Annotated in this window: 17 protein-coding genes and 1 tRNA gene; 6 read left to right on the forward strand and 12 right to left on the reverse strand. The window is 33.2% G+C overall.

The window, feature by feature from the left end:
• Positions 1–442 precede the first annotated feature (442 nt).
• From OIU80_RS14650 to OIU80_RS14670, 5 genes are all read right to left on the reverse strand, one after another.
• The gene (locus OIU80_RS14650) at positions 443–1,738 is read right to left on the reverse strand and encodes an aminopeptidase P family protein (RefSeq protein WP_264287738.1); all 1,296 of its coding nucleotides are present in this window, start codon (positions 1,736–1,738) and stop codon (positions 443–445) included.
• A gap of 5 nt (positions 1,739–1,743) precedes the next feature.
• Complete coding sequence (locus tag OIU80_RS14655) at positions 1,744–2,979, reverse strand: NAD(P)/FAD-dependent oxidoreductase (RefSeq protein ID WP_264287739.1); 1,236 nt, start codon at positions 2,977–2,979, stop codon at positions 1,744–1,746.
• 77 nt (positions 2,980–3,056) lie between these two features.
• Entirely contained in the window at positions 3,057–4,067 is a 1,011-nt protein-coding gene (locus tag OIU80_RS14660) for a 4-hydroxyproline epimerase (RefSeq protein WP_264287740.1), read from the reverse strand.
• Positions 4,068–4,070: 3 nt separating this feature from the next.
• Positions 4,071–5,654 (reverse strand): aldehyde dehydrogenase (NADP(+)), encoded by a 1,584-nt coding sequence (locus OIU80_RS14665; protein ID WP_264287741.1) that lies wholly within the window; start codon positions 5,652–5,654, stop codon positions 4,071–4,073.
• A 346-nt stretch (positions 5,655–6,000) separates the two neighbouring features.
• Positions 6,001–6,921 (reverse strand): dihydrodipicolinate synthase family protein, encoded by a 921-nt coding sequence (locus OIU80_RS14670; protein WP_264287742.1) that lies wholly within the window; start codon positions 6,919–6,921, stop codon positions 6,001–6,003.
• A gap of 164 nt (positions 6,922–7,085) precedes the next feature.
• Between OIU80_RS14670 and OIU80_RS14675 the strand changes: the two genes are divergently transcribed.
• The gene (locus OIU80_RS14675) at positions 7,086–7,952 is read left to right on the forward strand and encodes an AraC family transcriptional regulator (RefSeq protein WP_264287743.1); all 867 of its coding nucleotides are present in this window, start codon (positions 7,086–7,088) and stop codon (positions 7,950–7,952) included.
• Positions 7,953–8,036: 84 nt separating this feature from the next.
• Here the strand turns inward: OIU80_RS14675 and OIU80_RS14680 are convergent, their stop codons facing one another.
• The 4 genes from OIU80_RS14680 to OIU80_RS14695 all read right to left on the reverse strand — a co-directional run bounded on the left by OIU80_RS14680 (position 8,037) and on the right by OIU80_RS14695 (position 14,053).
• A complete protein-coding gene (locus tag OIU80_RS14680) occupies positions 8,037–10,400 on the reverse strand; it encodes a mechanosensitive ion channel family protein (protein WP_264287744.1) in 2,364 nt (787 codons plus the stop codon).
• A 316-nt stretch (positions 10,401–10,716) separates the two neighbouring features.
• The gene (locus OIU80_RS14685) at positions 10,717–11,463 is read right to left on the reverse strand and encodes a succinate dehydrogenase/fumarate reductase iron-sulfur subunit (protein ID WP_264287745.1); all 747 of its coding nucleotides are present in this window, start codon (positions 11,461–11,463) and stop codon (positions 10,717–10,719) included.
• Positions 11,464–11,478: 15 nt separating this feature from the next.
• Positions 11,479–13,389, reverse strand: a complete 1,911-nt coding sequence (locus OIU80_RS14690) for a fumarate reductase/succinate dehydrogenase flavoprotein subunit (RefSeq protein ID WP_404827378.1) — start codon at positions 13,387–13,389, stop codon at positions 11,479–11,481.
• A 7-nt stretch (positions 13,390–13,396) separates the two neighbouring features.
• Entirely contained in the window at positions 13,397–14,053 is a 657-nt protein-coding gene (locus OIU80_RS14695) for a succinate dehydrogenase cytochrome b subunit (protein WP_264287747.1), read from the reverse strand.
• 888 nt (positions 14,054–14,941) lie between these two features.
• On the opposite strand from OIU80_RS14695, the gene OIU80_RS14700 reads away from it, so the two are divergent.
• From OIU80_RS14700 to OIU80_RS14720, 5 genes are all read left to right on the forward strand, one after another.
• On the forward strand, positions 14,942–16,105 hold the full coding sequence (locus OIU80_RS14700) for a porin (protein WP_264287748.1): 1,164 nt from the start codon (positions 14,942–14,944) through the stop codon (positions 16,103–16,105).
• A gap of 31 nt (positions 16,106–16,136) precedes the next feature.
• Positions 16,137–17,186: an asparaginase gene (locus OIU80_RS14705; RefSeq protein ID WP_264287749.1), complete on the forward strand. Its 1,050-nt coding sequence runs from the start codon at positions 16,137–16,139 to the stop codon at positions 17,184–17,186.
• Positions 17,187–17,216: 30 nt separating this feature from the next.
• Positions 17,217–18,626, forward strand: coding sequence for an aspartate ammonia-lyase (aspA, locus tag OIU80_RS14710; protein ID WP_264287750.1), 1,410 nt, complete (start codon positions 17,217–17,219; stop codon positions 18,624–18,626).
• Entirely contained in the window at positions 18,623–19,957 is a 1,335-nt protein-coding gene (locus tag OIU80_RS14715) for an anaerobic C4-dicarboxylate transporter family protein (protein WP_264287751.1), read from the forward strand. Before aspA ends, OIU80_RS14715 begins: the two co-directional genes overlap by 4 nt.
• 275 nt (positions 19,958–20,232) lie before the next feature.
• Positions 20,233–20,305, forward strand: a tRNA-Met gene (locus tag OIU80_RS14720).
• A 259-nt stretch (positions 20,306–20,564) separates the two neighbouring features.
• Here the strand turns inward: OIU80_RS14720 and OIU80_RS14725 are convergent.
• The 3 genes from OIU80_RS14725 to OIU80_RS14735 form a co-directional block, all read right to left on the reverse strand.
• Positions 20,565–20,924 (reverse strand): SMI1/KNR4 family protein, encoded by a 360-nt coding sequence (locus OIU80_RS14725; protein ID WP_264287752.1) that lies wholly within the window; start codon positions 20,922–20,924, stop codon positions 20,565–20,567.
• A 54-nt stretch (positions 20,925–20,978) separates the two neighbouring features.
• Positions 20,979–21,539: a hypothetical protein gene (locus tag OIU80_RS14730; protein ID WP_264287753.1), complete on the reverse strand. Its 561-nt coding sequence runs from the start codon at positions 21,537–21,539 to the stop codon at positions 20,979–20,981.
• A 517-nt stretch (positions 21,540–22,056) separates the two neighbouring features.
• A complete protein-coding gene (locus OIU80_RS14735; protein ID WP_264287754.1) occupies positions 22,057–23,445 on the reverse strand; it encodes a serine hydrolase in 1,389 nt (462 codons plus the stop codon).
• Positions 23,446–23,554 lie beyond the last annotated feature (109 nt).

The raw sequence follows: 23,554 nt of genomic DNA on the forward strand, positions 1-23,554 counted from the left end.
CAGATTATATTATCTTGTTTTGAGTATATTTTATTTTTAATTTATTGTGTTTTCTAGATTTGAAAGTATTTGTTTACTAAATGGTTCTTTATTTGTTTTATTGAAAAAATTACGGGATAATATTTACTAAAATAATAAGGTGTAAATAGGGGATAAATGGCATATATTATGCATATTTATTTAGAAAAACTGGACAATTATTTATGTGTGATTTTGACAAAAAAGAAGCTAGATTTGAGTTTTATAAAATTTAATTTTTCAAGTAAAGTCGCAAAGTTTACAGGTTATTTTTTTTCGTCTTTGCGACCTTGCGAGAGATTTATAAGCAAAGTATTATCTTGATTTATAAACAGGAAATAATTAAAATAAATTCAAAAAAAAACAGTTACAAAATTGCTCTTGTAACTGTTAAAATTAATAGTCCTAAAAGGAGGGTATAAGACTATTTTTTTTGAATAAGTCTTTCTATATCTTCAATCTCTATAGGTAATGCTTCTGAAAGATTGATGTTACCATTATCTGTGAGCAGGTAATCATTTTCTAATCGACAACCGATTTCCTCTTCAGGTATATAAATTCCAGGTTCGCAGGTAAGCACCATTCCTTTTTCTAAAATGCGAGAATACAATCCCACATCATGAACATCTAGTCCTAGATGATGGGCTGTTCCGTGCATAAAATATTTTTTATAAGCTGGAGAATCTGGTTTTTGATTAGCTATATCTTCGTTGGTAATTAATCCAAGTTTAATTAGTTCTTTTTCAACCAAAGCAGCCATTTGTTTTTCGTAATCACTATGTTTGATACCAGGTTTTAATAACTTAGAACCTTCTTTTAAACAATGTAAAACAGACGAATATACTTCTCGCTGACGAGGAGAAAATACTCCATTTACAGGAACACATCTGGTAGTATCTGAATTATAATTGGCGTAACAAACACCAAAGTCAACCAAAACCATTTGATCGTCTTTACAAACGGTATCATTAGAATTATAATGTAGGGCACATGCATTTTTTCCAGCAGCAATAATTGGTTTAAAAGCATGACGTGTAGCACCATTTTTTATTAGCTCGTAAACAAGTTCGGCTTCTAATTCAAATTCATTTATGTTTGGTTTAATAGCACTAAGAAGGCCTTCGAAGCCTTTAACGCTAATAGCTACTGCTTTTTTTATAAGACTAACTTCTTCTTCAGACTTTATTGGTCTTAATTCACGGGTAATTTTTGCAGCTCGATCGTATTGATGTAATGGATATTTTTCTTTGCACCATTGTATCATTCGGTCTTGTCGAGTGACCATTTCGGATGTAATTCTTTTAATGTGTTCATTGTGACCCAAATAAAAGGTATCAGCTTCAAAAGCAAAAAGCTGCAATGTCTTTTCGTATTCATGAACCCATTTTACATTTTTTATACCCGAAATTGCTGTTGCTTCATCTTTGGTCAAAAAATCCCCATCCCAAAGTTTAGTATGTTCGCTTACTTCTTTTACAAATAAAACAGCTCGATTTTCTTCTTTATATGCATCTGGATAAAGAACCAAAATAGTTTCGTCCTGATCAATTCCTGTTAAATAGAATAAATCATTGTTTTGTGCAAACCCCATAACATCATCTGCATTATTAGGCATTACATCATTAGAAACTAAAATAGCCAAGCTATTTGGGCTCATTTTTTTCGAAAAGCGTTTTCTGTTTTCGATAAATAAAGAAGAAGGAATCGATTCGTATCTCATAAATTTTATAATTGAAACATTTGTGTATTAACGGAGGTGTTTTTTCCAGAAATAATTTCTGAAACAATTTTACCAGTTGCAGGTGCCAAACTTAATCCCATCATGGCATGTCCAGTTGCCAAAGTTAAGTTTTTTATTCTTTTATCTCTAGCAATTATTGGCATTCCCGATGGAGTGCAAGGTCTGAATCCGTACCATGTTTCTTTTTCTTTGGGCATTTCAATCTTTAAGTCAGGGTAAAAATCATTGATACTATTAACAATTCCCTGAACTCTATTTTGGTTGATTTTGGTATCGTTAGTATGAGTAATTTCCATTGTACCTCCAAAACGAATATCATTGTTCATAGGAGTCACAGCAACTTTTCCTTCGCATAGAATTGCTGGGATAGAAGGTTTTTTACTCATATCTTTTAAAGTAAAGCTATATCCTTTTCCTGGTAGAATAGAAATAGATCTATTTAATTTTTTGGCAATATTTGGGCTCCATGATCCAGTTGCTAAAACAACTTCGTCGGTCATAAAAGGCCCCATGTCGGTAAGTATTTCGGTAACAGTATTGTTTTTTATTACAAAATCTTCAACTAGGGTTCTATTGTGAATTGTTACATTCAATCTACTCAACTCTGCTTTTATAAATTGCATGAATTTTTGAGGATAGATATGCGCATCACTTTTATAATGTACACCGCCTAATACATCAGTTTTAGTGCCTTTTTCTAGTTTAGTTACTTCATCTTTAGAAAGGTAATCTACTTCTAAACCAAAACATTCAGCTAATTTTCCTTCATGATTAATTTCTTCGGCTGTTTTCTCTGTTTTATAAAGCATTAGGAGTCCTTTTTTTTCATAAAAAAAAGAATTATTTTCTTTGATAAAATCTTGATATAGCTCTTTACTAAAAAGGGATAAATTACAAAGTGCTGGCATTGCTTTTTCTACATGTTGTTTATTGGCATGTTTGTAAAATTGTAATCCCCATTTTGCCAAATCCATACTTAATCTGGGTTTTACATAAAACGGACTTTGACTATCAAACATCCATTTTATCCCTTGAGTAATCATCCCTGGTTGTGCCAACGGAATAATATGTGAAGGAACTATCATTCCTGCATTCCCATAAGAACAACCATCTGTCATATCCGATTTATCGAAAATAACCACCTGATATCCTTCTTTTGCTAAATAATATGCTGAACATAGTCCGATTATTCCTCCACCAATAATGCTTACTTTTTTCATTATACTTATAAATTTATAAAATCATTGATACGAATTATGTTCTGTAAAACAATGATTTGTTTTGAATTATATTTTTATTAAATTACTTGAAAACCAAATGCATAAGGATCTTCATCTTCATCAATGATTATATTGTTGTATCCATATACTTTTGCCCATCCTTGTATGCTTGGAACAATAGCTTTTATATCTCCAATAGTAGTTTCTTCTTCGACTCTTCCTATAAATTTGCTGCCAATAAAACTTTCGTGTATATAATCTTCCCCTTTTTTTAGTTTGCCCTTTGCGTGAAGCTGAGCAAGTCTAGCTGATGTTCCAGTTCCACAAGGAGAACGATCTATGGCTTTGTCACCATAAAAAACAGCATTTCTTCCTGATGATGTAGGGTCTATAGGATCGCCTGTCCATAACATATGACTTACATCGCGAATAGTATCATTTTCTGGATGGATGAAAAAGTTAGGATACTTTTCGTTAATTCGCTTGCGAACTTCCTGACTGTATTGAACAATTTTTCCTGCTGTAAAATTCTGTATTCCCGAAAAATTGGTTTGCGGATCTACTATTGCATAATAATTTCCGCCATAAGCTACATCAAAAACTATTTCGCCCAATTCAGGACAATCCACAGTAAGACCTTCTGCAGCTAAGTATGATTTAACATTGGTTAATCGTACCCAGTCTACTTTTTTTCCTGTTTGTTGGTATTCAATCTGAACCAAACCAGCAGGAGCTTCCATTTTTATCTTACCTGGAATTTTTGGAGTTACCAATCCTTCTTCAATAGCGATAGTTATCGTCCCGATAGTTCCGTGACCGCACATTGGCAAACAGCCAGATGTTTCGATAAATAAGATTCCAAAATCATTATTAGGATCACTTGGTGGATAAAGTATGCTGCCGCTCATCATATCATGACCTCGAGGTTCAAACATTAGTCCTTTTCGGATCCAATCGTACTCTTTTAAGAAATGTTGGCGTTTCTCACTCATGTTGTTCCCAACCAAATTCGGACCGCCTCCAGCAACCACTCTCACTGGGTTACCGCAGGTATGTGCATCGACACAAAAAAAAGTTTTTCTTGGCATATACTAAATAGGTTTGTTGGTTATTATATCATTTACGGTTCTGGTAATATTTAAAGGATTTTTATTTTGTAATGCACTAGGTAATAACTCGTCTGGCCAATTTTGGTAACTAAACGGGCGTACCCAGCGTTTAACCGCATGAATTCCTACAGCTGTAAATCGTGAGTCAGATGAAGCAGGATAGGGGCCACCATGAATCATCGAAGCACACACTTCGACACCAGTAGGTACTCCATTAAAAATTAATCTTCCGACTCTGTTCTGTAAAGCATCTACAACTGCATTATAATTAGAAAGTTCCATTGGCTCAGCAATTATAGTTCCTGTTAACTGTCCGTCTAATTTATTAATTATTGTTAGCAATTCCTCATTATTTTTACATTGAACAATAATAGAAAATGGACCAAAAACTTCATGGCTTAAAGCAGGGTTTTCTAAGAAGGTTTTACCATCTACAGTGAGTATTGTTTGTGGAGCATAATTTGGAGCGATTTCTCCCTTATATTCAGCAACAGTACTTACTCCGTTTTGCGATTGTATCTTCTCTTTTCCATTATTAAAATCAGCTTTGATTGATGGATGCAACATACAAGAGGGAGCTATTTTTTCAATTTCTTCTGCTAATTGATCTATAAATTGATTTAATTTTTCTCCTTTTATCCCTAAAAGTAATCCTGGATTAGTACAAAACTGACCTGTTCCTAATGTTATTGAACCTGCATAGGCAGCTGCCCATTTTTTACTGTTTTTTTCTAATGCATCAGGTAATATAACCACAGGATTAATGCTTCCCATTTCGGCAAATACAGGAATAGGTTCCGGACGTTGTGAAGCCAAATCAAATAAAGCTCTACCACCATTAATACTTCCTGTAAAACCTACAGCTTTTACAAGCGGATGTTTTACCAAGCTTGTTCCGAGTGTTACTCCGCTACCAATTAAGTTGGAGAAAACGCCTTCGGGAATATTGTTCTTTTTTGCTGCTTTTATGACTGCGGAGGCAACCATTTCGCCTGTTCCGATATGCATCGAATGACTTTTTACGATTACTGGACAGCCTGCTGCCAAAGCTGAAGCGGTATCACCGCCTGCAGTAGAAAATGCAAATGGAAAATTACTCGAGCCGAAAACAACAACTGGTCCTAATGGAACTAGCATTTTACGTAAATCGTCTTTTGGTAAAGGCAATCTATCCGGAATAGAAGTATCTATTGTTGCTTCGAGCCAGCTTCCTTCAGTTAGCATGTTTGCAAAAGTACGTAATTGAAAAATTGTGCGTCCGCGTTCTCCTTCGGCTCTGCCTTTTGGATATCCTGATTCTGAGCAATATACTTCTAGTAATTCATCGCCAAGAGCGAGAATTTCTTCGGCAATAGCATTTAAAAAATCAGCCTTTTTTTGTGCTGGATAATTTTTATAAATTTTAAACGCATCATTTGCCAGAGCAACAGCTTCATTTATTTCCTCAGGAGTTGCTTCTATAAACGACCAAGGATTTTCTATATTCAACTGAGGATTTATTGTTTTATATATTTTAGTTCCTGCTGCTTTAAGCTGACTTCCTATATAATTTTTTCCTGTAATCATTTTTTGTATGTTTAAGATTATAATTGAATCCGGACTTGCTAAAAAAATATTATGTTTTATGAGCTGGCTATCATCACAAAATAACCAGCTCAAAAACAAACCAAACTAAAAACAAATCAACTTTTAAAAAAAAAGTATTTTTAATCCCGTTGGTTTTGAATTGCAAAGTTTTATTCGACACTTAGAGTTGTGTGTTTTGTTTTGCTGCAGATTTTATAGATTAAAACGATTCAGCTTTTTAATCTTTTAGTCTGGGCAATTTTTTTTAAAATGTCTTTAGAACTTTACAATAAATAATTTCAAATTTTTAATAAAAAATCTGTTTATAAACCAACGGGGTATATTTTTATAGTACTATCGATTTATAATCAGGGAGCGTAGGTCTTGTACGTAAGCCTTCTGCAATAATTGCCAAAACTCTTTCTCTTTCGGCTCCATGAAGTGGTAATCTCGGGGCACGAACATGTTCTGTTCCCAGACCTGTAGCTACTTCAGCTAATTTTATGTTTTGTACCAAAAGCGGATTAATATCCAATTCTAATAAAGGCAAGAACCATCTATAAATAGCCAATGCTTCTTCGGCTCTTCCTGCTTTTGCTAATTTGAAAATCGCTACTGTTTCTGCTGGAAATGCATCTACTAGACCCGAAACCCATCCATCAGACCCCATAAAAATACTTTCTAATGCTAGAGTATCAACACCAGACAATACTTTTAAACGGCCTTTAAAACGATTTATAATTCGGGTTACATTTGATATGTCTCTGGTAGATTCTTTTACCGCTTGAATATTATCGAATTTCAAAATTTCTTCGAACATATCCAATGAAACGTCAATTTTATAATCGATAGGATTGTTGTAAATCATGATAGGAAGCGAAGTGCTTTTTGCCACTTCAGAGAAATAGGTAACTGTTTCATGACTAGCTGCATTGTAACGCATAGGAGGTAATAACATTAATCCTTTAGCACCATTTTCTTCGGCTTTATTAGCAGCAAGAATTGCAGCCCGCGTAGTTTGTTCGGCTATATTCATGATCACTGGAACTTGTCCGTTAACGATGTTAATAGTCTCTTTGATCAATTCTTTTTTCTCATCTTCTAATAGCGTGCTTGCTTCTCCAAGAGTTCCTCCCAGAATAATTCCAGAAACACCAGCTTCAAGCTGCGCTTTTACATTTACTTCAAACATATTGAAGTCTAATTTGTCATCGGCAGTAAACTTTGTTGTAACTGCTGGCATAACGCCTTTCCATTGAATACTCATAATTACGATTTTAATTTTTTTCAAAAATATTTATAACCTGTAAATATGTAATTAGGTAAGTTATCATAAAAAGATACTATATTATCCGATTTAATGCTAATTTTTAAAAATATTACTTAATATCTATATGTTTTTTTATATTTATGGCATATAATTTATCTGTTATGAAAGTATTTCCATTTAAAATTCCAAAAACTAAAGAAGATTCACTAATTTATCAAGAGGATGTAGAGTTTGTTTTTTATGATAAATTACATCAACACGAAGAAATTCAAATAAGCTATATTGAAAATGGTGAAGGAACCATTTTTGTAGGCGACACTATTTCTCCATATCAAAAAGGAGATATTGTCGTCATAGGAAGTAATTTACCACACGTGTTTAGAAGTGAAACCAATACAAATGAGTTATCAGTTATGTTAACATTGTTTTTTACATCTAATTCCTTTGGAAAAGATTTCTTTATGCTGCCTGCTTTAAAAGACATCCAGCCTTTTTGGGAAAATAGCAAAAACGGATTTGTAGTTAATAATCCTTCTAATAAGGTCGTTAAGTGTTTTAAGAAAATTAAAAAAGTAAATGAATTTGATCGTTTTATTCTGTTTTTAGAAATAACTAAGAAACTTTCTCAAGATAAGAAGGTGCCACTTTCTAGTTATATCTATGATAAGAAAATTACAGATAATGAAGGTAAGCGTATGCAAACGGTTTTTGAATATGTAATGACTAATTTTCAGAAGAATATTACCCTCGAGGAAATTGCTGCTTTATCGAATATGACTAAAAATGCTTTTTGCAAATATTTTAAAGTCCGGACGAACAAGACTTTTTTTCAGTTCCTGATAGAAATACGGATTGAGCGGGCCGGGAAGCTATTATCCCGGTCCCAAGAGCTTTCGGTTTTAGAAGTTTCTGAATTATGCGGGTTTAATAATATTTCTAATTTTAATCGAAAATTCAAAGAAATTAAAGGGATTTCTCCCTTGGCTTATAGGAAATCCCAAATGCTAAAATGGAAACAAAAAGTATAATAGCTATTTATGAAGTACCAGTACTATATAAAAAAAGCTAAATCCAAATGAATTTAGCTTTTTGATAATTGTTTTCAAGTTTGCTTAAGTTGAAAAAGTTAGTCCTTTATTTTTAAAATTACTAAACAAAGCTTGACGGGCACTACTGATAGTTTCTTCGGTACGGTAAATACTGCACCAAAATTTTACTAATAATTTATAATTTCCATCGGATATGGCGGTGTAGTAAATTTGTGGAGTTCTGGTGTCATTTATCAACGGCTGACTATTTAAGGCTTCTAACACGATTAAATTGATGTTTTCTGGAATTATATCACCTACAACCTCAAAGGAAATTTCTACAAGTTTAAAATTATCAGTGTACGTCCAGTTGGTTATATTTTGAGATAATAAATTACCATTCGGAATAATTATTTCAGCACCATTTGGAGCATTAATTTTGGTAGTACGAAGTCCCATAGCTTTTACTCGGCCTGATTGAGAGCTAATCTCGATAACATCACCAATTTGTATTGGTTTATCAAAAATCAAAATAATACCAGATACAAAGTTGCTTACAATGTTTTGTAAACCAAGTCCAACACCAACTCCCAACGCACCTAGTAAGATGCTAAGTTTGTCTAATGGCATTCCCGATGCTGCTACAGCCAGTAAATAACCACCAATTAGCACTACAAGACGTGTAATTAATAATTTGGAATGCTGACGTTTATTTACGTTTTCTTCATTCTCTTCATCGACTTCTCCAAAAAAGTAAGCAACATATTTTTGAAGAAGATGAGCCATCCAGATTATAATAAAAAATAAAACAATATTTTCCAGAGTAAATGTGATACTTCCGATAGTATTGGGATGGGTAAGGATTGAATTAAATGAAACACGCAACGATTCCCATATATTTAAATTAGATGCAATCACAATTAACCACATATAACTAATTACGATTATAAATGGTTTTTTTAGGTTGTCTGATAAGCTCTCATGATCAAATATAGTTTCGATTCCGCGCTTGATTCTTGTAGTATATATTTGTAAAAGAATAATTTCTAAAATTATTTTTAAGAGTACACTAAGTGCAATGATTTGGGTAATTGCAATAAAGGCAGTAAGACTAAGCATATTTGAAAGAGAAACTCTTCCAAATAGATTAAAAATTATAGCTAAAACATTTAAACTAATGAATATTATACTCGCCCATTTAAAGAAAGCCTTTATGTATAATTGATCTTTTATACTTTTTAGTTGTACCAAACCATAACGTATTCCTAAGACATTAATCAGGATAAAAGCACAACGCTGAAACAAGCTAATTCCGATAAATAAATCTAGAAAACAAAGGGCCGAAAATAATCCTACTAATAGAAATAAGTTTCGCATAGATTCCTTAGACCAATGATTTTTAAAAAGAATAGTAAGAGCTATAAGTAAAATCAATTGTAATAATTCTATAAATAATGCGGGAGCATATAAATTACTTACTATGGCAATATTGAGCCCAATTACAATTACAGGAAGGATGATACCGCTGTTTAGGTATTTAAAATTAAGAAGAGAAAGGTTTTCATAGTGATTATTATTCTTTAGGTATTTAAGATTACGTGATATATACCATGCCAATAATCCCATAAAAAACGCCAAAGTGATTAATCCGCTGATGCTGTAGTTTAAGTAATAAGAAACTACGCTATTTTCTATAGCAACTTTTCCTTTTATATTTTTAGAAATGTCTTTTTTAGCAATAGTATCATTAGTATTCCATAAAAAAGGATATTCTCTGCCAAGAATGCTTATCCCTGATTTTTCAAGTTTCTTTTCAACAGTTAAAAGAGCGCTTGATACAGCAATTTTTCTTTGTACAGTTAACCTGTTTTTAGTGTTTAGAACCTCTAGATTGTGGTTCATAAGACTATCTGTACTTAAATAGGTTTTTTTAAGATTTAAGAATTCATTCTTGAATTGTTTGCGAAGTATAGTATCTTTTAATAACGTAATTAATGCTTTGTCTTTGCGTAAGTCAGCAAATCGTACTTTGATTTTATCAAGGTTCTTGTTACGTAAATTAATGGCAGTATTTTGCTCCTCTAATTCCTGACGAATTTCTTCGAGAACAATACGATACATTTGTTGGTTACGTACATTCGGGTTTGCACCTTTTAAATTAGCCAGAATAAGATCTAATTTATTTTGAGTTCTGTCAATTTCTGCAAACAGATGAAATGTACTACCTTCAAAAACAGCGTCATTATAAGCAGATTGTAATACTTCACCAGCTTTTTCGATAGCCATAAGATAGTCACTATCGGTCTTCGTTGAATCGTCAAATAATTTTCCACTACCTTGGGTTTTAGTAGTATCCGGATTAGCTGCGGTTTGCGAGTAAGTAACCGGTGAGAAGAACAGTATCGTTAGTAATGATAAAAGTCCAATAAATTTTCTGTTATGAAGCATAATATAAATCATGTATTTAGCTACCAAATTTAGAAAAATAGATGGGTATAATACTTATAAGATGTAAACTTTAAGTTTTGTTTACCTAAAAATTTAACTATGAAAGAGATATTGGTTTATCTAAGTGAACAGTATAAAAGTTTATATTCCCTTAGATAGCTTGTATGATTTTAAAGACTAAGATCATTTGTTTTGTTTAAAAAAAAACAACCATATAAGAGATGTAAGTTTGTTAAAGCAAAGTATTTAAATGCTTGTAATTTCTTAAATGACTTATATGGTTTTATAGGGTGATACAGGTAAATAAGATGAAAAATTATTTCTTCATTATCAATGCCTTATTGTATTCGTAATTCATTTTTGCAATAGACAATACTGATATACCTTGCGGACATTCTACTTCACAAGCTTCGGTATTAGAACAAGCTCCAAAACCTTCTTTGTCCATTTGGTCAACCATTGTGAGTACCCTCTTTGAAGCTTCTATTTTTCCTTGTGGGAGTAATGCTAAGTGTGTTATTTTGGCACCAACAAATAGGGCAGCACTAGAGTTTTTGCAAGTTGCAACACAGGCGCCACAACCTATACATGCAGCTGCATCAAATGAAGCTTCGACAGTTTCGTATGAAATAGGAATGCTATTGGCCTCTGGGGCTTGACCTGTTGAAGCTCCGATATAACCACCAGCTGTAATGATAGAATCAAAAGATGTTCTATTAATTTTTAAATCCCGAACTACAGGAAAAGCTGTTGCTCGAAAAGGTTCAATATATATAGTATCCCCATCCTTAAAACTTCTCATATGAAGTTGACAAGTAGTAGTCTGTTTTAAAGGACCATGTGCTCTTCCATTAATCATAACACCACATTGCCCACAAATGCCTTCTCTACAATCATGGTCAAATTCAATAACACGTTCTTTAAGTTGAATAAGTGATTCATTTAAAAGATCAAGCATTTCTAGGAAAGACATATGCTCGGTAACACCATCTATCTCATAATCTACCATTTCTCCTTTGGAAGTGGCATTTAATTGACGCCATATTTTAAGATATAGTTTCATATTTTATAATTTAAATTATTTGTAGCTGCGCACCGCAAGTTCAACATTTTCAAATACCAAAGGTTCTTTGTGTAGTTCAGGAGGATTAGTAAGCCCTTTCCATTCCCAAGCCGAAACATAACAATAATCTGCATCATTCCGTACTGCTTCACCTTCATTACTCTGATATTCTTCTCTAAAGTGCGCACCGCAAGATTCTTCTCTTTGCAAAGCATCATAACACATTAGCTCAGCTAATTCTATATAATCTGCCACGCGTCCTGCTTTTTCTAATTCGCTGTTTAAAGTGTCATCTCCAGTTATAAGTAAATCTTTTTCAAAAGATGCTTTTAATGTTTTAATAGCTACAATAGCTTCTTCAAGATTTTGTTTACTTCTGGATAAACCACATTTTTCATAAAGCAATCTGCCTATGGTTTTATGAAAGTAATCAGTTGAAAGAGTTCCTTTACTTTGTAAAAAACGGTTTAATTGTTCTCTAACCGAATTTTCTGCTTCTGCAAAAGCGGGATGATCAGTACTGATTTTTGTTGCTTTTAATTCACCAGACAAATAATTAGGAATAGTATAGGGAGCTATAAAATACCCGTCGACACAAGCTTGAAGTAATGAATTTGCACCAAGTCTATTCGCGCCATGATCGGCAAAATTGGCTTCTCCAAGAGCAAATAATCCAGGAATTGTTGTCATAAGTTCATAATCTACCCAAAGTCCGCCCATAGTAAAATGCGCAGCAGGGGAGATAAGCATAGGTTCTTTATAAGCATCGATTCCATTTATTTTTTCATACATAGCAAAGAGATTGCTGTATTTGGCTTCGATTGTTTTTTTGCCTTGAGCGGCTATAGCATCTGAGAAATCAAGATATACTGCATTTTTCATTGGTCCTGCACCATGTCCGGAATCAATACGTTCTTTGGCTGCGCGAGAAGAGATATCTCTTGGGGCGAGGTTTCCAAAGGCAGGATATTTGCGTTCTAGATAATAATCTCGTTCTTCTTCGGGAATAGAATTAGGAAGTCTGTCGTCACCAGCTTTTTTAGGTACCCAAATACGTCCATCATTTCGTAGTGATTCGGACATAAGGGTAAGTTTCGACTGATTTGCTCCATGTTGAGGAAGGCAAGTAGGGTGAAACTGAATCCAGCTTACACCTGCCATATAAGCTCCTTTTTTATGAGCTCTCCATAGTGCCGAACTATTACATCCCATGGCAAGGGTAGAAAGATAGTAAACCTTACCATATCCACCTGTTGCAAGTACTACAGCATCGGCAACATGACGTTCTATGGCTCCTGTTTCAAGATTTCTGGCAATAATACCTTTGGCTTTACCATCGACCAATACTAGTTCTAGCATTTCATGGCGGGTATGCATCGTAACTTTCCCTGTGTTTACTTGACGAAGAAGCGATTGGTAAGCTCCTAGTAATAGTTGCTGACCTGTTTGTCCGCGGGCATAAAAAGTTCTTGAAACCTGTACACCTCCAAAGGATCTATTATTAAGATAACCTCCATATTCTCTGGCAAAAGGTACACCTTGAGCCACCGATTGGTCTATCAAACTAGCAGAGCATTCGGCTAAACGATATACATTGGCTTCACGAGATCTAAAATCACCACCTTTAATAGTATCATAGAACATCCTATAAACGCTATCGCCATCGTTTTTATAATTCTTAACCGCATTTACACCTCCTTGTGCCGCAACCGAATGGGCTCTTCTGGGAGAGTCTTGAAAACAAAATGATTGAATGTTGTACCCTTGTTCAGCTAGTGATGCTGCACAAGAAGATCCTGCAAGTCCAGTTCCTACAACTATAATAGTCAGTTTTTTTCTATTGGCTGGGTTAACAAGCTTTGCTTTGGCTTTATAAGTATTCCATTTATCAGCAAGAGGGCCGTCAGGTATTTTTGAATCTATCATTTTCATACTATTTTAAATAAATATAAAGAGGAATTGCCATGAAACCTCCTGTAATGATTAGGGTATATCCCCATCCGAATATTTTTATTGCCTTTACGTATTTTGGATGATAAAGGCCAAGTGTTCTTGATGCGCTAAAAAAACCATGCAGCAAATGAAAACCTAATGCTACAAAAGATATCTCGTAGATTATAACATACCATAGCTGCGAATAGGATTGTACAACAACTTCATATAGATCTTTATTTCCAGCAGCATCTATAGGTAGGTTTGTAAATTTATAAACATACCAAAAATCCTTAAAATGAATTATAAGAAATAGGAGTAGAATAGTTCCTAATATACCCATGTTTCGGCTATTCCATGCGCTGGCAAAATTTCTTTTGTCATAATGATAGTTCTGTTTACTAGCAGTATTATTTTTTATTGTAACTATTATAGCATAAAGAGCATGAGATATTAAAGACAAATACAGGACCCACGAAATGATTTTGATGAATACATTACCAGATAATAGCTTGGAGTACCAATTAAATTGTTCTCTTGCTTGATCTTCGGGTAAAAAAAGCTGCAAGTTACCGAGTAAATGTATGACAAGAAAAAAGCATAAAAAGAGACCAGTGCCAGCGATAATGATCTTGTTTTTTAAAGTAGTAGATTTCATTTATTTGCAAGATTATTTAATAACTTATTATTAATTAGGAGAATCTAAATTTACTATTTATGATTGAATTTCATGAAGAATCTTTCTATTAAAAATGTAAAATGGAATGGGTTTAAATAATCTAGTTGTAATCTTATTACGGCAATTATTTTGAAAAATACAATTATAGTTTTGCAGTTTCAAAGCGATTTCATTCAAAAATAAAACACATTAAGGTTATGTGAAAAAAAATAATTTTAGAGAAAAATTTCGGCTATCATTTTATGCTTATATTTCTAAGTGTTATATGCTATTTTGATTATTATTCCCAAGTAAACTAGTAATACTTCAAAAAAAAGCAACTAAAACCAAAGTATTATTTATTCTTTAATTTTAAGCCTAACTTATTTGCTAATAATAAATTATTAAAAATAAAATAACGATTTCATTAAATAGTAAGTAATTATTTAGGATAAAACAAATTTATTTTTGTAAGATTTTGTGGTTATTTTTTTATATTTGTGTATGTCACTGGCTTTATACAAAATCCAATATTTGAAATTGTATAAGAAAGATATCTCCGTAATGTATTAACTTTATTAAGTTATGCTACCATTTCGATAGCAGGAATACTAGAATACATTAAATATTTGAGGATGATTTTAAAGACCATTGAGATATTTACAATACCACCAATCTAGTTAATTGTCTAGAGAAAAATTTATAATTATTTTACAGTATCATTATTATACCTGTGAAGGTATAATTGTATAAGCCATTCCAAAAACTAGATAATAAGAGTCTAATTATCCCCACAAATTTTTATAAATTATGAAGCAAAACAAACTTTTTTTGGTAGTCTTTTTTTGTTCTTTTATCTTGTTCAGTAGCTCATTAAGTGCACAATTAATGGCAGTAGAATCAAAAGACACTTTAAACGGAAAACCCAAATTTACAGCAAGGCTAATAGGTAGGCTTAAGCTAAATGGTATTTATGATATTAAGGGAAATCTTAACGGAAACAGTTCTTTTCTTATTCATAAAAATGATGTTTCGGGTATGGATATACCTGCTTTTAGTATGGATATGAGACAATCACAGTTGCGTTTTGTAAGTACGATACAATTAAATAATGGTAAAGAATTAAAATCAATGCTGGAAGCTGATTTTGAAGGAGCAAATAACACATCTCAGTTTAGGCTGCGTCATGCTTATATTCAGTATGATAATTGGACAGTGGGGCAGACCTGGTCAAATTTTGGAGATTCATCATTATGGCCAGCGCCTTTATTAGATTGGGATGGACCAACAGGTATGGTACTCTCGCGCAGAATTCAGGTGCGATATACAGGGCGTTTTAAAGAAAATGGGCCTACTGCTTTTGAATTATCTGCTGAGACTATGGAACCTCGCCGTTTATATGATTATACATTAAGTCCAGCCAGTGGTGTAGATTATGCGCCATCCAGACTTCCTGATGTGGTAGCAGGTATAAGATATGCTTTTGATAATGGAGGATTTATGAAATTAGCTGGTCTTTACCGCAGTATCGCGTATGATTCTCAGAACATCGCAGCAGGAGAAACTAAATTTGATTTTGATTCACAAGATGCTGGTGGTGTTACTGGTATTATGAGCATTTTTTTTAGAAAAAAATCGGGATTAGTAAATAATTTACAAGCACAATGGACAATAGGCAAGGGGATTAGTGATTATTTTTTGGCCGTAGGAGGTTCTGGTCTTGATGGTTATGCTAGATCTGATTTTTCAGGAAAGCTGGATTTAATGCCTGTACATGCAGGTTTTATATCATATCAACGTTATTGGGATAAAAAGTTTAATACAATGCTTATGACATCATATAATCATTTCTATGATGGCGGAGGCACTCAGGCAGGATGGGATAAAATGACTAATTATCAGTTTACGCTTAATGTGTCTTATGATTTCTTTGATTTTCTTACACTGGGATTCGAACCCCAAATTGGCTATAAAGAATTACAGTACAATGATGGCAGCAAACAGGGAGCAAATGCTGTTCGTATTAATTTTGGTATGCTCTTTAATTTCTAATAACATGATTAACTCAATAAATATAAAAAAAATGAAAAAATTAGTACTTGTATTTTTGTTGTTTTTGGCAACATCTATGGCTTTTGCACAACAAAAGCCAAGAATTATAATTCTTGCTACAGGAGGAACTATTGCAGGTGAAGGAAAATCATCAGATAGAGCCGGATATACAGCAGGCAAAATTCCTGTATCTGATCTTATAGGGAGTATCCCTAGTGTAAATGCTATTGCAGATATTAGCGGTGAACAAATATCGTCTGTTGGAAGTCAAGATATGAGTATAGAAATTTGGAAAAAATTAGCAGTACGTATTAATGAAATAGCTAGCAAAAATGAAGCTGATGGTGTTGTTATCACTCATGGTACCGATACTCAGGAAGAAACTGCTTATTTTCTGAACTTAGTTTTACCAAACGACCTACCTGTTGTATTAACTGGATCTATGCGTCCAGCAACTGCTATTAGTGCCGATGGGCCTAAAAATCTTTTTGACGCTATTACTGTTGCTGCAAATCCTAAAAGCAAAGGACGTGGCGTAATGGTTTCTTTTAACGAATCGATATACGATTCAAGAGAAGTAACTAAAACAAGTACGACCAAAGTAAATGCTTTTAGATCTCCAGATACAGGGCCACTTGGTGAAGTATATGATGGACGTGTTGAGTATTATAAAACAGCTGTAAGAGAAAGCGGAAAAGAAAAACCTTTTGGAGTAAACAATAATACTAAACTGCCTAGAGTAGAAGTTGTATATATGTATGCCGATGCATCTGCTGATTATATAAATTATTTAGTAAAGCAAAAAGTAGATGGAATTGTAATAGCTGGAGTTGGAAATGGAAACTTTTCAAAGGCTTTTACAGATGCAATAAAAAAAGCTACTAAGGCAAAGATTGCTGTATGTCGTTCAAGTCGCAGTCTAGAAGGCAGAGTAGTGCTGGATGGAGAAACTAATGATAATGAACTTGGTACAGTTGTATCAGATAATCTAAATCCACAAAAAGCAAGAATATTATTGATGCTTGGACTTACAAAAACTAAAAATCAAAAAGAACTGCAAGATTTTTTCTTCCGTTTTTAATTCCCTTTTAATAATTTAATAAATACTATTATGAGCAACTTTCGTACAGAGCATGATTTTCTTGGAGAAAAACAAATACCAGACAATTGTTATTATGGAGTACAGACAGTACGTGCCAAAGAAAATTTTGATATAACTGGTATTCCAATAGGATCAGAACCTTTATTTATTAAGGCTTTTGGTCATGTAAAAAAAGCTGCCGCAATGGCAAACAGAGATCTTGGTGTATTAGATGCAAAAAAGGCAGAAGCAATTATTTATGCATGTGATCGACTAATTGCAGGAGAATTTGCAGATCAGTTTATAAGTGATCTAATTCAAGGAGGAGCTGGAACATCTACCAATATGAATGCAAATGAGGTAATTGCCAATCTTGGATTGGAATATATGGGACATAAAAAAGGAGAGTATCAATACCTTCATCCTAATAATGATGTAAATCTTTCGCAAAGTACAAACGATGCTTATCCATCAGCTTTTAGAATAGCAATTTACCTTAAAATAGAGTCTTTTACCAATGCATTGGAACAACTACAGGATTCATTTTTCCAAAAAGGGAAAGAGTTCGCTAATGTTATCAAAATGGGGCGTACACAATTGCAGGATGCAGTACCAATGACATTAGGGCAGGAGTTTAATGCCTTTGCAACAACCATAGGAGAAGATGTAATGCGTTTACGTCAATCAGAAAGGTTAATTACCGAAGTAAATATGGGAGCTACTGCTATTGGTAGTAAAGTAAATGCACCAGAAGGCTATCCAGAACTTTGTGTAAAATATCTTGAAGAAGTAAGTGGGGTACCAGTTACTCTAGCGGCAGATTTATTTGAAGCTACTTATGATCCAAGTGCTTTTGTAGAAGTAAGTGGTACTTTAAAAAGGAGTGCTATTAAATTGAGCAAGGTTTGTAATGATCTTCGTTTATTGAGCAGCGGACCTCGTTGTGGATTTAATGAGATAAACTTACCAGCTCTTCAGCCAGGATCATCGATTATGCCTGGAAAAGTAAATCCTGTTATCCCCGAAGTGGTAAATCAGACTTGTTTTTATGTTATTGGAGCCGATTTAACGGTTACTATGGCTGCTGAAGCGGGACAATTACAATTAAATGTAATGGAGCCTGTAATAGGATTTGCCTTGTTTACATCACTTGAATATCTTACCAAAGCTTGTAACACTTTGAAAGACAAATGCATTGTAGGAATCACAGCTAATGCTGAACATGCTAAAGATTTAGTTATGAATAGTATTGGTATTGTTACGCAACTTAATCCAATTCTGGGATATGAGTCTTCTGCAAGTATAGCTAAAGAAGCGCTTAAAACAGGTAAATCGATACATGATATTGTTGTAAATGAAAGAAAGCTTATAACTCAAGAAAAATGGGATGAGATATACTCAATAGAAAACTTGATTAATCCTAAATTCATTACTTCATGATATTAGTACAGTTCGCTATACTTTTGGCTATGATCCTTATTGGGTCAAGGCTTAAGGGAATCGGTTTAGGTGTTATGGGAATGATAGGGCTACTTATATTTGTTCTGTTTTTTCATATGCGTCCTGCCGATCCACCCATAGCGGTACTACTTATCATTTTAGCCATTGTAACCACAGCTGCCACATTACAGGCAGCTGGAGGTTTGGATTATTTGGTAAGCATTGCCGAAAAAATTATTCGACGTAATCCAAAGCATATTACTTTCATAGCGCCGTTTACCGTTTATTTCTTATGTTTATTTGCGGGTACAGCGCATATTGTATATTCGCTGCTTCCTATTATAGCCGAAGTATCAGCTAAGAAAAGAATACGACCGGAACGACCATTAAGTATATCGGTTATCGCATCACACATGGCACTTACTGGTAGTCCAATGAGTGCTGCAACAGCATCATTGGCCGCTATATTAGTGTATTCTACAGCAGTTGTTGATATAATGAAAGTGTGTATTCCTGCTTGTCTTATAGGAATTGCTGCAGGAGTTTTTTCGGTATGGAAAAAAGGTAAAGAACTTAACGATGATCCAGAGTTTATCGAAAAAATGAAAGATCCAGTATTTGCAGAGAGTATAGACAAGACATCTGAATCAAACAGAGAATTAAAACCAGGTGCTAAAACAGCTGTTTTTATTTTTGGAAGTGCAATATTACTGATCATATTTTTTGGAGCTTTTCCACAATTTCTTCCTAATGTGGGAGCAGGAGCTGCAGGATTTGCAGTAGGAGCAGACGGGGCTATTAATCTTACCGGATTAATAATAATGATTACATTATCAGCTTCGGCATTGATAATGATAATTACAAAAACATCGGCTGTATCGGTATCAAAAATGAGTCTGTTTACTTCAATGGCGACTGCAGTTGTTTCAGTGCTTGGTGTAGTTTGGATGAGTGCTACTTTTATGGGAGCTAATGAAGTTTTAATAGAAAGTACCTTCAGAGATATAACCTCAGAGTATCCTTTTACTTTTGCTTTTGCGTTGGTCATCATGGGAGCACTAACTTTTAGTCAAGCTGCTACTACAAGAATCATGATGCCAATAGGATTGTCTTTAGGAATTGGACAGCCACATCTTATAGCTATGTTCCCCGCAGTTAATGCAGACTTTATATTACCGGGTTACCCTACATTGGTTGCTGCAATGGATTTTGACCGTACTGGTACAACCCGTATAGGTAAATATGTAGTTAATCATAGTTTTATGCTTCCCGGACTTGTTACGATTGCCGTAACGATTGCTTCAGGTTTTTTATTAAGCATGTTTTTGTAGTATTTATTTTGAGTAAAAGTGGTACATAACAATAAAACATAGTATAAAAATGATATTCTGATTGCATTTTTAAAATATAAAAGCCCAATTCTTCATAGGATTGGGCTTTTTGCTTCTTATTGATAGATTTATTTTTGAAAAAATAATAGGTATAAGTTCCTTGAACAACAGTAAATTAAGTAGTGTACTTAGTTTGGTACTTACTTTTATTTAAAAATAATTCATTTTTTGTATTGTTTAACTGTAAAGACTACGTATCTTTGCACCCGAAACAACGCGGGATAGAGCAGTAGGCAGCTCGTCGGGCTCATAACCCGAAGGTCACAGGTTCGAGTCCTGTTCCCGCTACTAAGACAAAAGCTTCAGAGAAATCTGGAGCTTTTTTGTTTTAATTATTTTACTTAACGTTCCATACCATACACGAGCGGGACGCCTGGCGCCTTCTGCAAATATTGATATTCATTTGTAGAAAAATGTTGATTTTTGGCCCTGCAAAGAGCTCTAGAGTAAGTTAAGCCATATTTTTGGAATTTTCGGATTTGCCAACAAAACCAACTTTCCACTAAGTCAATTGTCCAAATCCGTTGTATTTGTAATATATCGTTTTTTATTCTGAGATGTTTGGATAATTTTGTATAAAATATTCTAATGAACATATTTCTTTAGGAGTTTTTTGTCCTTCATAATAAAAGTAAACGTTAGGATTCTCATTTCCATTAGCTTTGAAATACCAAAACATATACCCTTGATGCATCATAAAAACAAAATCATCATCATTGAGAAAATTTTCAGCATTATCTTCATCCAATAATTCTTTCGCCCATTTATTCAATTCTTTGTATTTATTGAATAAGTCAGTTCCAGTCATTCCTTTAGGAGTTGAACTTTCGCAAAGCTTATAAAAATCCTTATAGATTTTCGGAAAACTTAAACCATTCGTCATTTCTACTTCATTTAAATTATTCATTTGATTTCAATGGATTTTAACAATTCTGTTTCTCAAAATGAGGTATAACGCCTGTTAGCTACTGGCTTTTTCAATTATTCTTTTTAACGTTTGAATTGTCAAATCATCTTTTATATTTTCAGTTTTTATTGTCTCAAAATAGTTAAAATAATTTGCAATTTCTGTTATATCCTCTAGTGTAATTGATTTGCATTTATTTAAGAATTCGATATTATCAATTAAAGCTAAGAAAATATCATTTCTATATCTATCGCGTTCTTCCCCAATAATTAATAACTTTTTAAGTAACTGAAATCTTTTCATCATTGTTGAATTAAATTCATCATTTTCATTTTGCCCGCTTCCTTCTAAAATACTTTCGGTAAAAATCTCCAATTGGTTAGTGCTCCAGTTTTCTAGTTCAGTTTCCAACTCTTTCCAATCTGTTTCCAAAAAATAGTATTCTAATATTCTTATTACATCATCATTTCCGCCACCAACTGTCCAAACATCACTATCAACAACTTCATTTTTTAAGATGAATGAATATAACTCAAGAATTGCTGAATTTTCACTTTCAGTTTTACAATTTTCTTTATATTTCTGTTTAAATAAATCAAAGTCTTTTTTGAGCATTTTTTCTACGGTTTTTTTGAATCTTGTAGTTAACTTGAATAGATGTCTGATAAAATCCGACTTATCTATTCTAAAGTGGATTGCTATGTCTGACAAATGTCAGTGTTTATTTGTTTTCAAAAATAGGATATTTACTTAACAATATCCGAACGAACTTATATTTGTTGAATCCTTTAGTACATTCATGAGTGCAATTTCAATAGTATAAAATTTTATGTCAAGCTAATTCTTGTTTAAACTCTAATTAGTTCTACTTTCTGAAAATAAAATAAGAACTAAACAAGCCAACTTTTATTCCATTGATTTAATATTATAAATGACTAAGATCAAATTTGAACATGGAAATCAATATAAAATAATATTTATTTTTTAAGTCATCCACAAAATGGTCCGAAAACTGTCCCGTTTGAGCTACTAAGACAAAAGCTTCAGAGAAATCTGGAGCTTTTTTTATGTAGTATAATATTTTGAGGTTTAAAATCTGTAGACTTGTTTTAGGATGAGACAGGGGCAGTTTTTATTTCGTCCGTTTTGCTTCTATCTTTTTTCCATTCTGTAATAAAAACAAATTTGAAATTTCTCCTTTTTCGTTCTTTTCAAACTGAATTTGTGCATCTACTACTTTGTAGAAAAATAACATTTCACTTTCTGCAAATATCGGCAACACATTTTGTCCTGTCAATTGTGAAAAAAGTTGGTCTTTATCTACTGTAATTTTGATTTCAAAACCATTTTCAACTTCATAAGTCCCAACGAACTTTTGAAGTTCTTCAGTTGTAATACTAATTTCTTTTCTGATTTTTTGCACAGGCAATGGTTTATTATATAGAATACTTCTAATTGCTTTAGTAGGAATTGAAACGTTGTTGTGATTTTGAAGTATTATTATTGTTTTATCATTTGTAATATGTCTATCGATAAGAGTTGCATAGCCTGGCCAACCCCCATCATGGTTTGCAATTTTTCCAAAATCAGCATTGTTTTCAATTCCCCAACCAAAACCATAATTCCTTTTAGCTCCGTCTTTCAAAGTTGCTAATTCAAAAACTTCTTTCATTCCCTCTTTTGTGAGTAATTTATTGGTATATAATGCTCTATCCCAAATCAATAAATCTTTTACAGTTGAATTAACTGATCCGTCTCCAACAATACCATCAAGCCAAATAACGATTTTAGTTTCTTTCAATTCGTCTGGTAAAGCATATTTTTTCAAACTATCTGAGTAAATATAACCAAAAGCATAATTGTCAATTTTCTTTGGCAATAATCTACGATTGTAAACAAAGGTATTTTTCATTTTCAACGGTTCGAAAATAGCTGTTTTTAAATAATCAGCGTATGTCAAACCCGATGCTTTCTCAATTATTGATGCCAATAGTGCATAGCCCGTGTTGCTATATTCCCATTTAGTATTTGGCTCAAATAATATTTTTGGTTGATGGTTACTAAACGTATTAATTATGTCTTTGTTAGTAGCAATTTTAGATTTGTCAAACAAACTATCCATAAGCGCCATATAGTCTGGCAGACCTCCAGTATGATTCAATAAGTTTCTTACAGTTACACCTTTATAAAAAGAAAGTTCTGGTAAGTATTTTTTAATGTCATCGTCCAAATTCAATTTCCCTTTTTCTTTAAGTATCATTATCCCCATAGCCGTGAACTGCTTTGAACAAGATGCCAATTCAAAAATCGAATTTTCGTCCAATTTATCTTTTGTTGTTTCGTTTGCAAGTCCAAAACTACGGTTATAAATAACTTTCCCTTTTTCTGCAATTAGAAAATTTCCATTAATTTTCTCTTTTGAATAAAGAGAATTGAGTAAGCTGTCAATTTTTTGAATTCTGTCTTGTCCAAATGTAAGATGCCCAATTAAAAGAAGTCCGATTGTAATTGTTAATTTCATTTTTTTATTTCTAGTTAATTAATGTAGAGAGATGTCTCGAAAAATTGCCACCAACTTATTTATATGTGCGACAAAATCACACATAGCCATCCAAATTTGGATAGCTATG

Source organism: Flavobacterium frigoritolerans (assembly GCF_025847275.1).
Lineage (GTDB): Bacteria > Bacteroidota > Bacteroidia > Flavobacteriales > Flavobacteriaceae > Flavobacterium > Flavobacterium frigoritolerans.

Excerpts from the sequence above, each read along its gene's own strand:
- OIU80_RS14700 (WP_264287748.1), top strand. The coding sequence starts at position 14,942 with ATGGCAGTAGAATCAAAAGACACTTTAAACGGAAAACCCAAATTTACA.
- OIU80_RS14725 (WP_264287752.1), bottom strand. The coding sequence starts at position 20,924 with ATGAATAATTTAAATGAAGTAGAAATGACGAATGGTTTAAGTTTTCCG.
- OIU80_RS14680 (WP_264287744.1), bottom strand. The coding sequence starts at position 10,400 with ATGCTTCATAACAGAAAATTTATTGGACTTTTATCATTACTAACGATA.
- aspA (WP_264287750.1), top strand. The coding sequence starts at position 17,217 with ATGAGCAACTTTCGTACAGAGCATGATTTTCTTGGAGAAAAACAAATA.
- OIU80_RS14715 (WP_264287751.1), top strand. The coding sequence starts at position 18,623 with ATGATATTAGTACAGTTCGCTATACTTTTGGCTATGATCCTTATTGGG.
- OIU80_RS14650 (WP_264287738.1), bottom strand. The coding sequence starts at position 1,738 with ATGAGATACGAATCGATTCCTTCTTCTTTATTTATCGAAAACAGAAAA.
- OIU80_RS14695 (WP_264287747.1), bottom strand. The coding sequence starts at position 14,053 with ATGAAATCTACTACTTTAAAAAACAAGATCATTATCGCTGGCACTGGT.
- OIU80_RS14675 (WP_264287743.1), top strand. The coding sequence starts at position 7,086 with ATGAAAGTATTTCCATTTAAAATTCCAAAAACTAAAGAAGATTCACTA.
- OIU80_RS14735 (WP_264287754.1), bottom strand. The coding sequence starts at position 23,445 with ATGAAATTAACAATTACAATCGGACTTCTTTTAATTGGGCATCTTACA.
- OIU80_RS14685 (WP_264287745.1), bottom strand. The coding sequence starts at position 11,463 with ATGAAACTATATCTTAAAATATGGCGTCAATTAAATGCCACTTCCAAA.
- OIU80_RS14670 (WP_264287742.1), bottom strand. The coding sequence starts at position 6,921 with ATGAGTATTCAATGGAAAGGCGTTATGCCAGCAGTTACAACAAAGTTT.
- OIU80_RS14690 (WP_404827378.1), bottom strand. The coding sequence starts at position 13,389 with ATGATAGATTCAAAAATACCTGACGGCCCTCTTGCTGATAAATGGAAT.
- OIU80_RS14705 (WP_264287749.1), top strand. The coding sequence starts at position 16,137 with ATGAAAAAATTAGTACTTGTATTTTTGTTGTTTTTGGCAACATCTATG.
- OIU80_RS14665 (WP_264287741.1), bottom strand. The coding sequence starts at position 5,654 with ATGATTACAGGAAAAAATTATATAGGAAGTCAGCTTAAAGCAGCAGGA.
- OIU80_RS14730 (WP_264287753.1), bottom strand. The coding sequence starts at position 21,539 with ATGCTCAAAAAAGACTTTGATTTATTTAAACAGAAATATAAAGAAAAT.
- OIU80_RS14655 (WP_264287739.1), bottom strand. The coding sequence starts at position 2,979 with ATGAAAAAAGTAAGCATTATTGGTGGAGGAATAATCGGACTATGTTCA.
- OIU80_RS14660 (WP_264287740.1), bottom strand. The coding sequence starts at position 4,067 with ATGCCAAGAAAAACTTTTTTTTGTGTCGATGCACATACCTGCGGTAAC.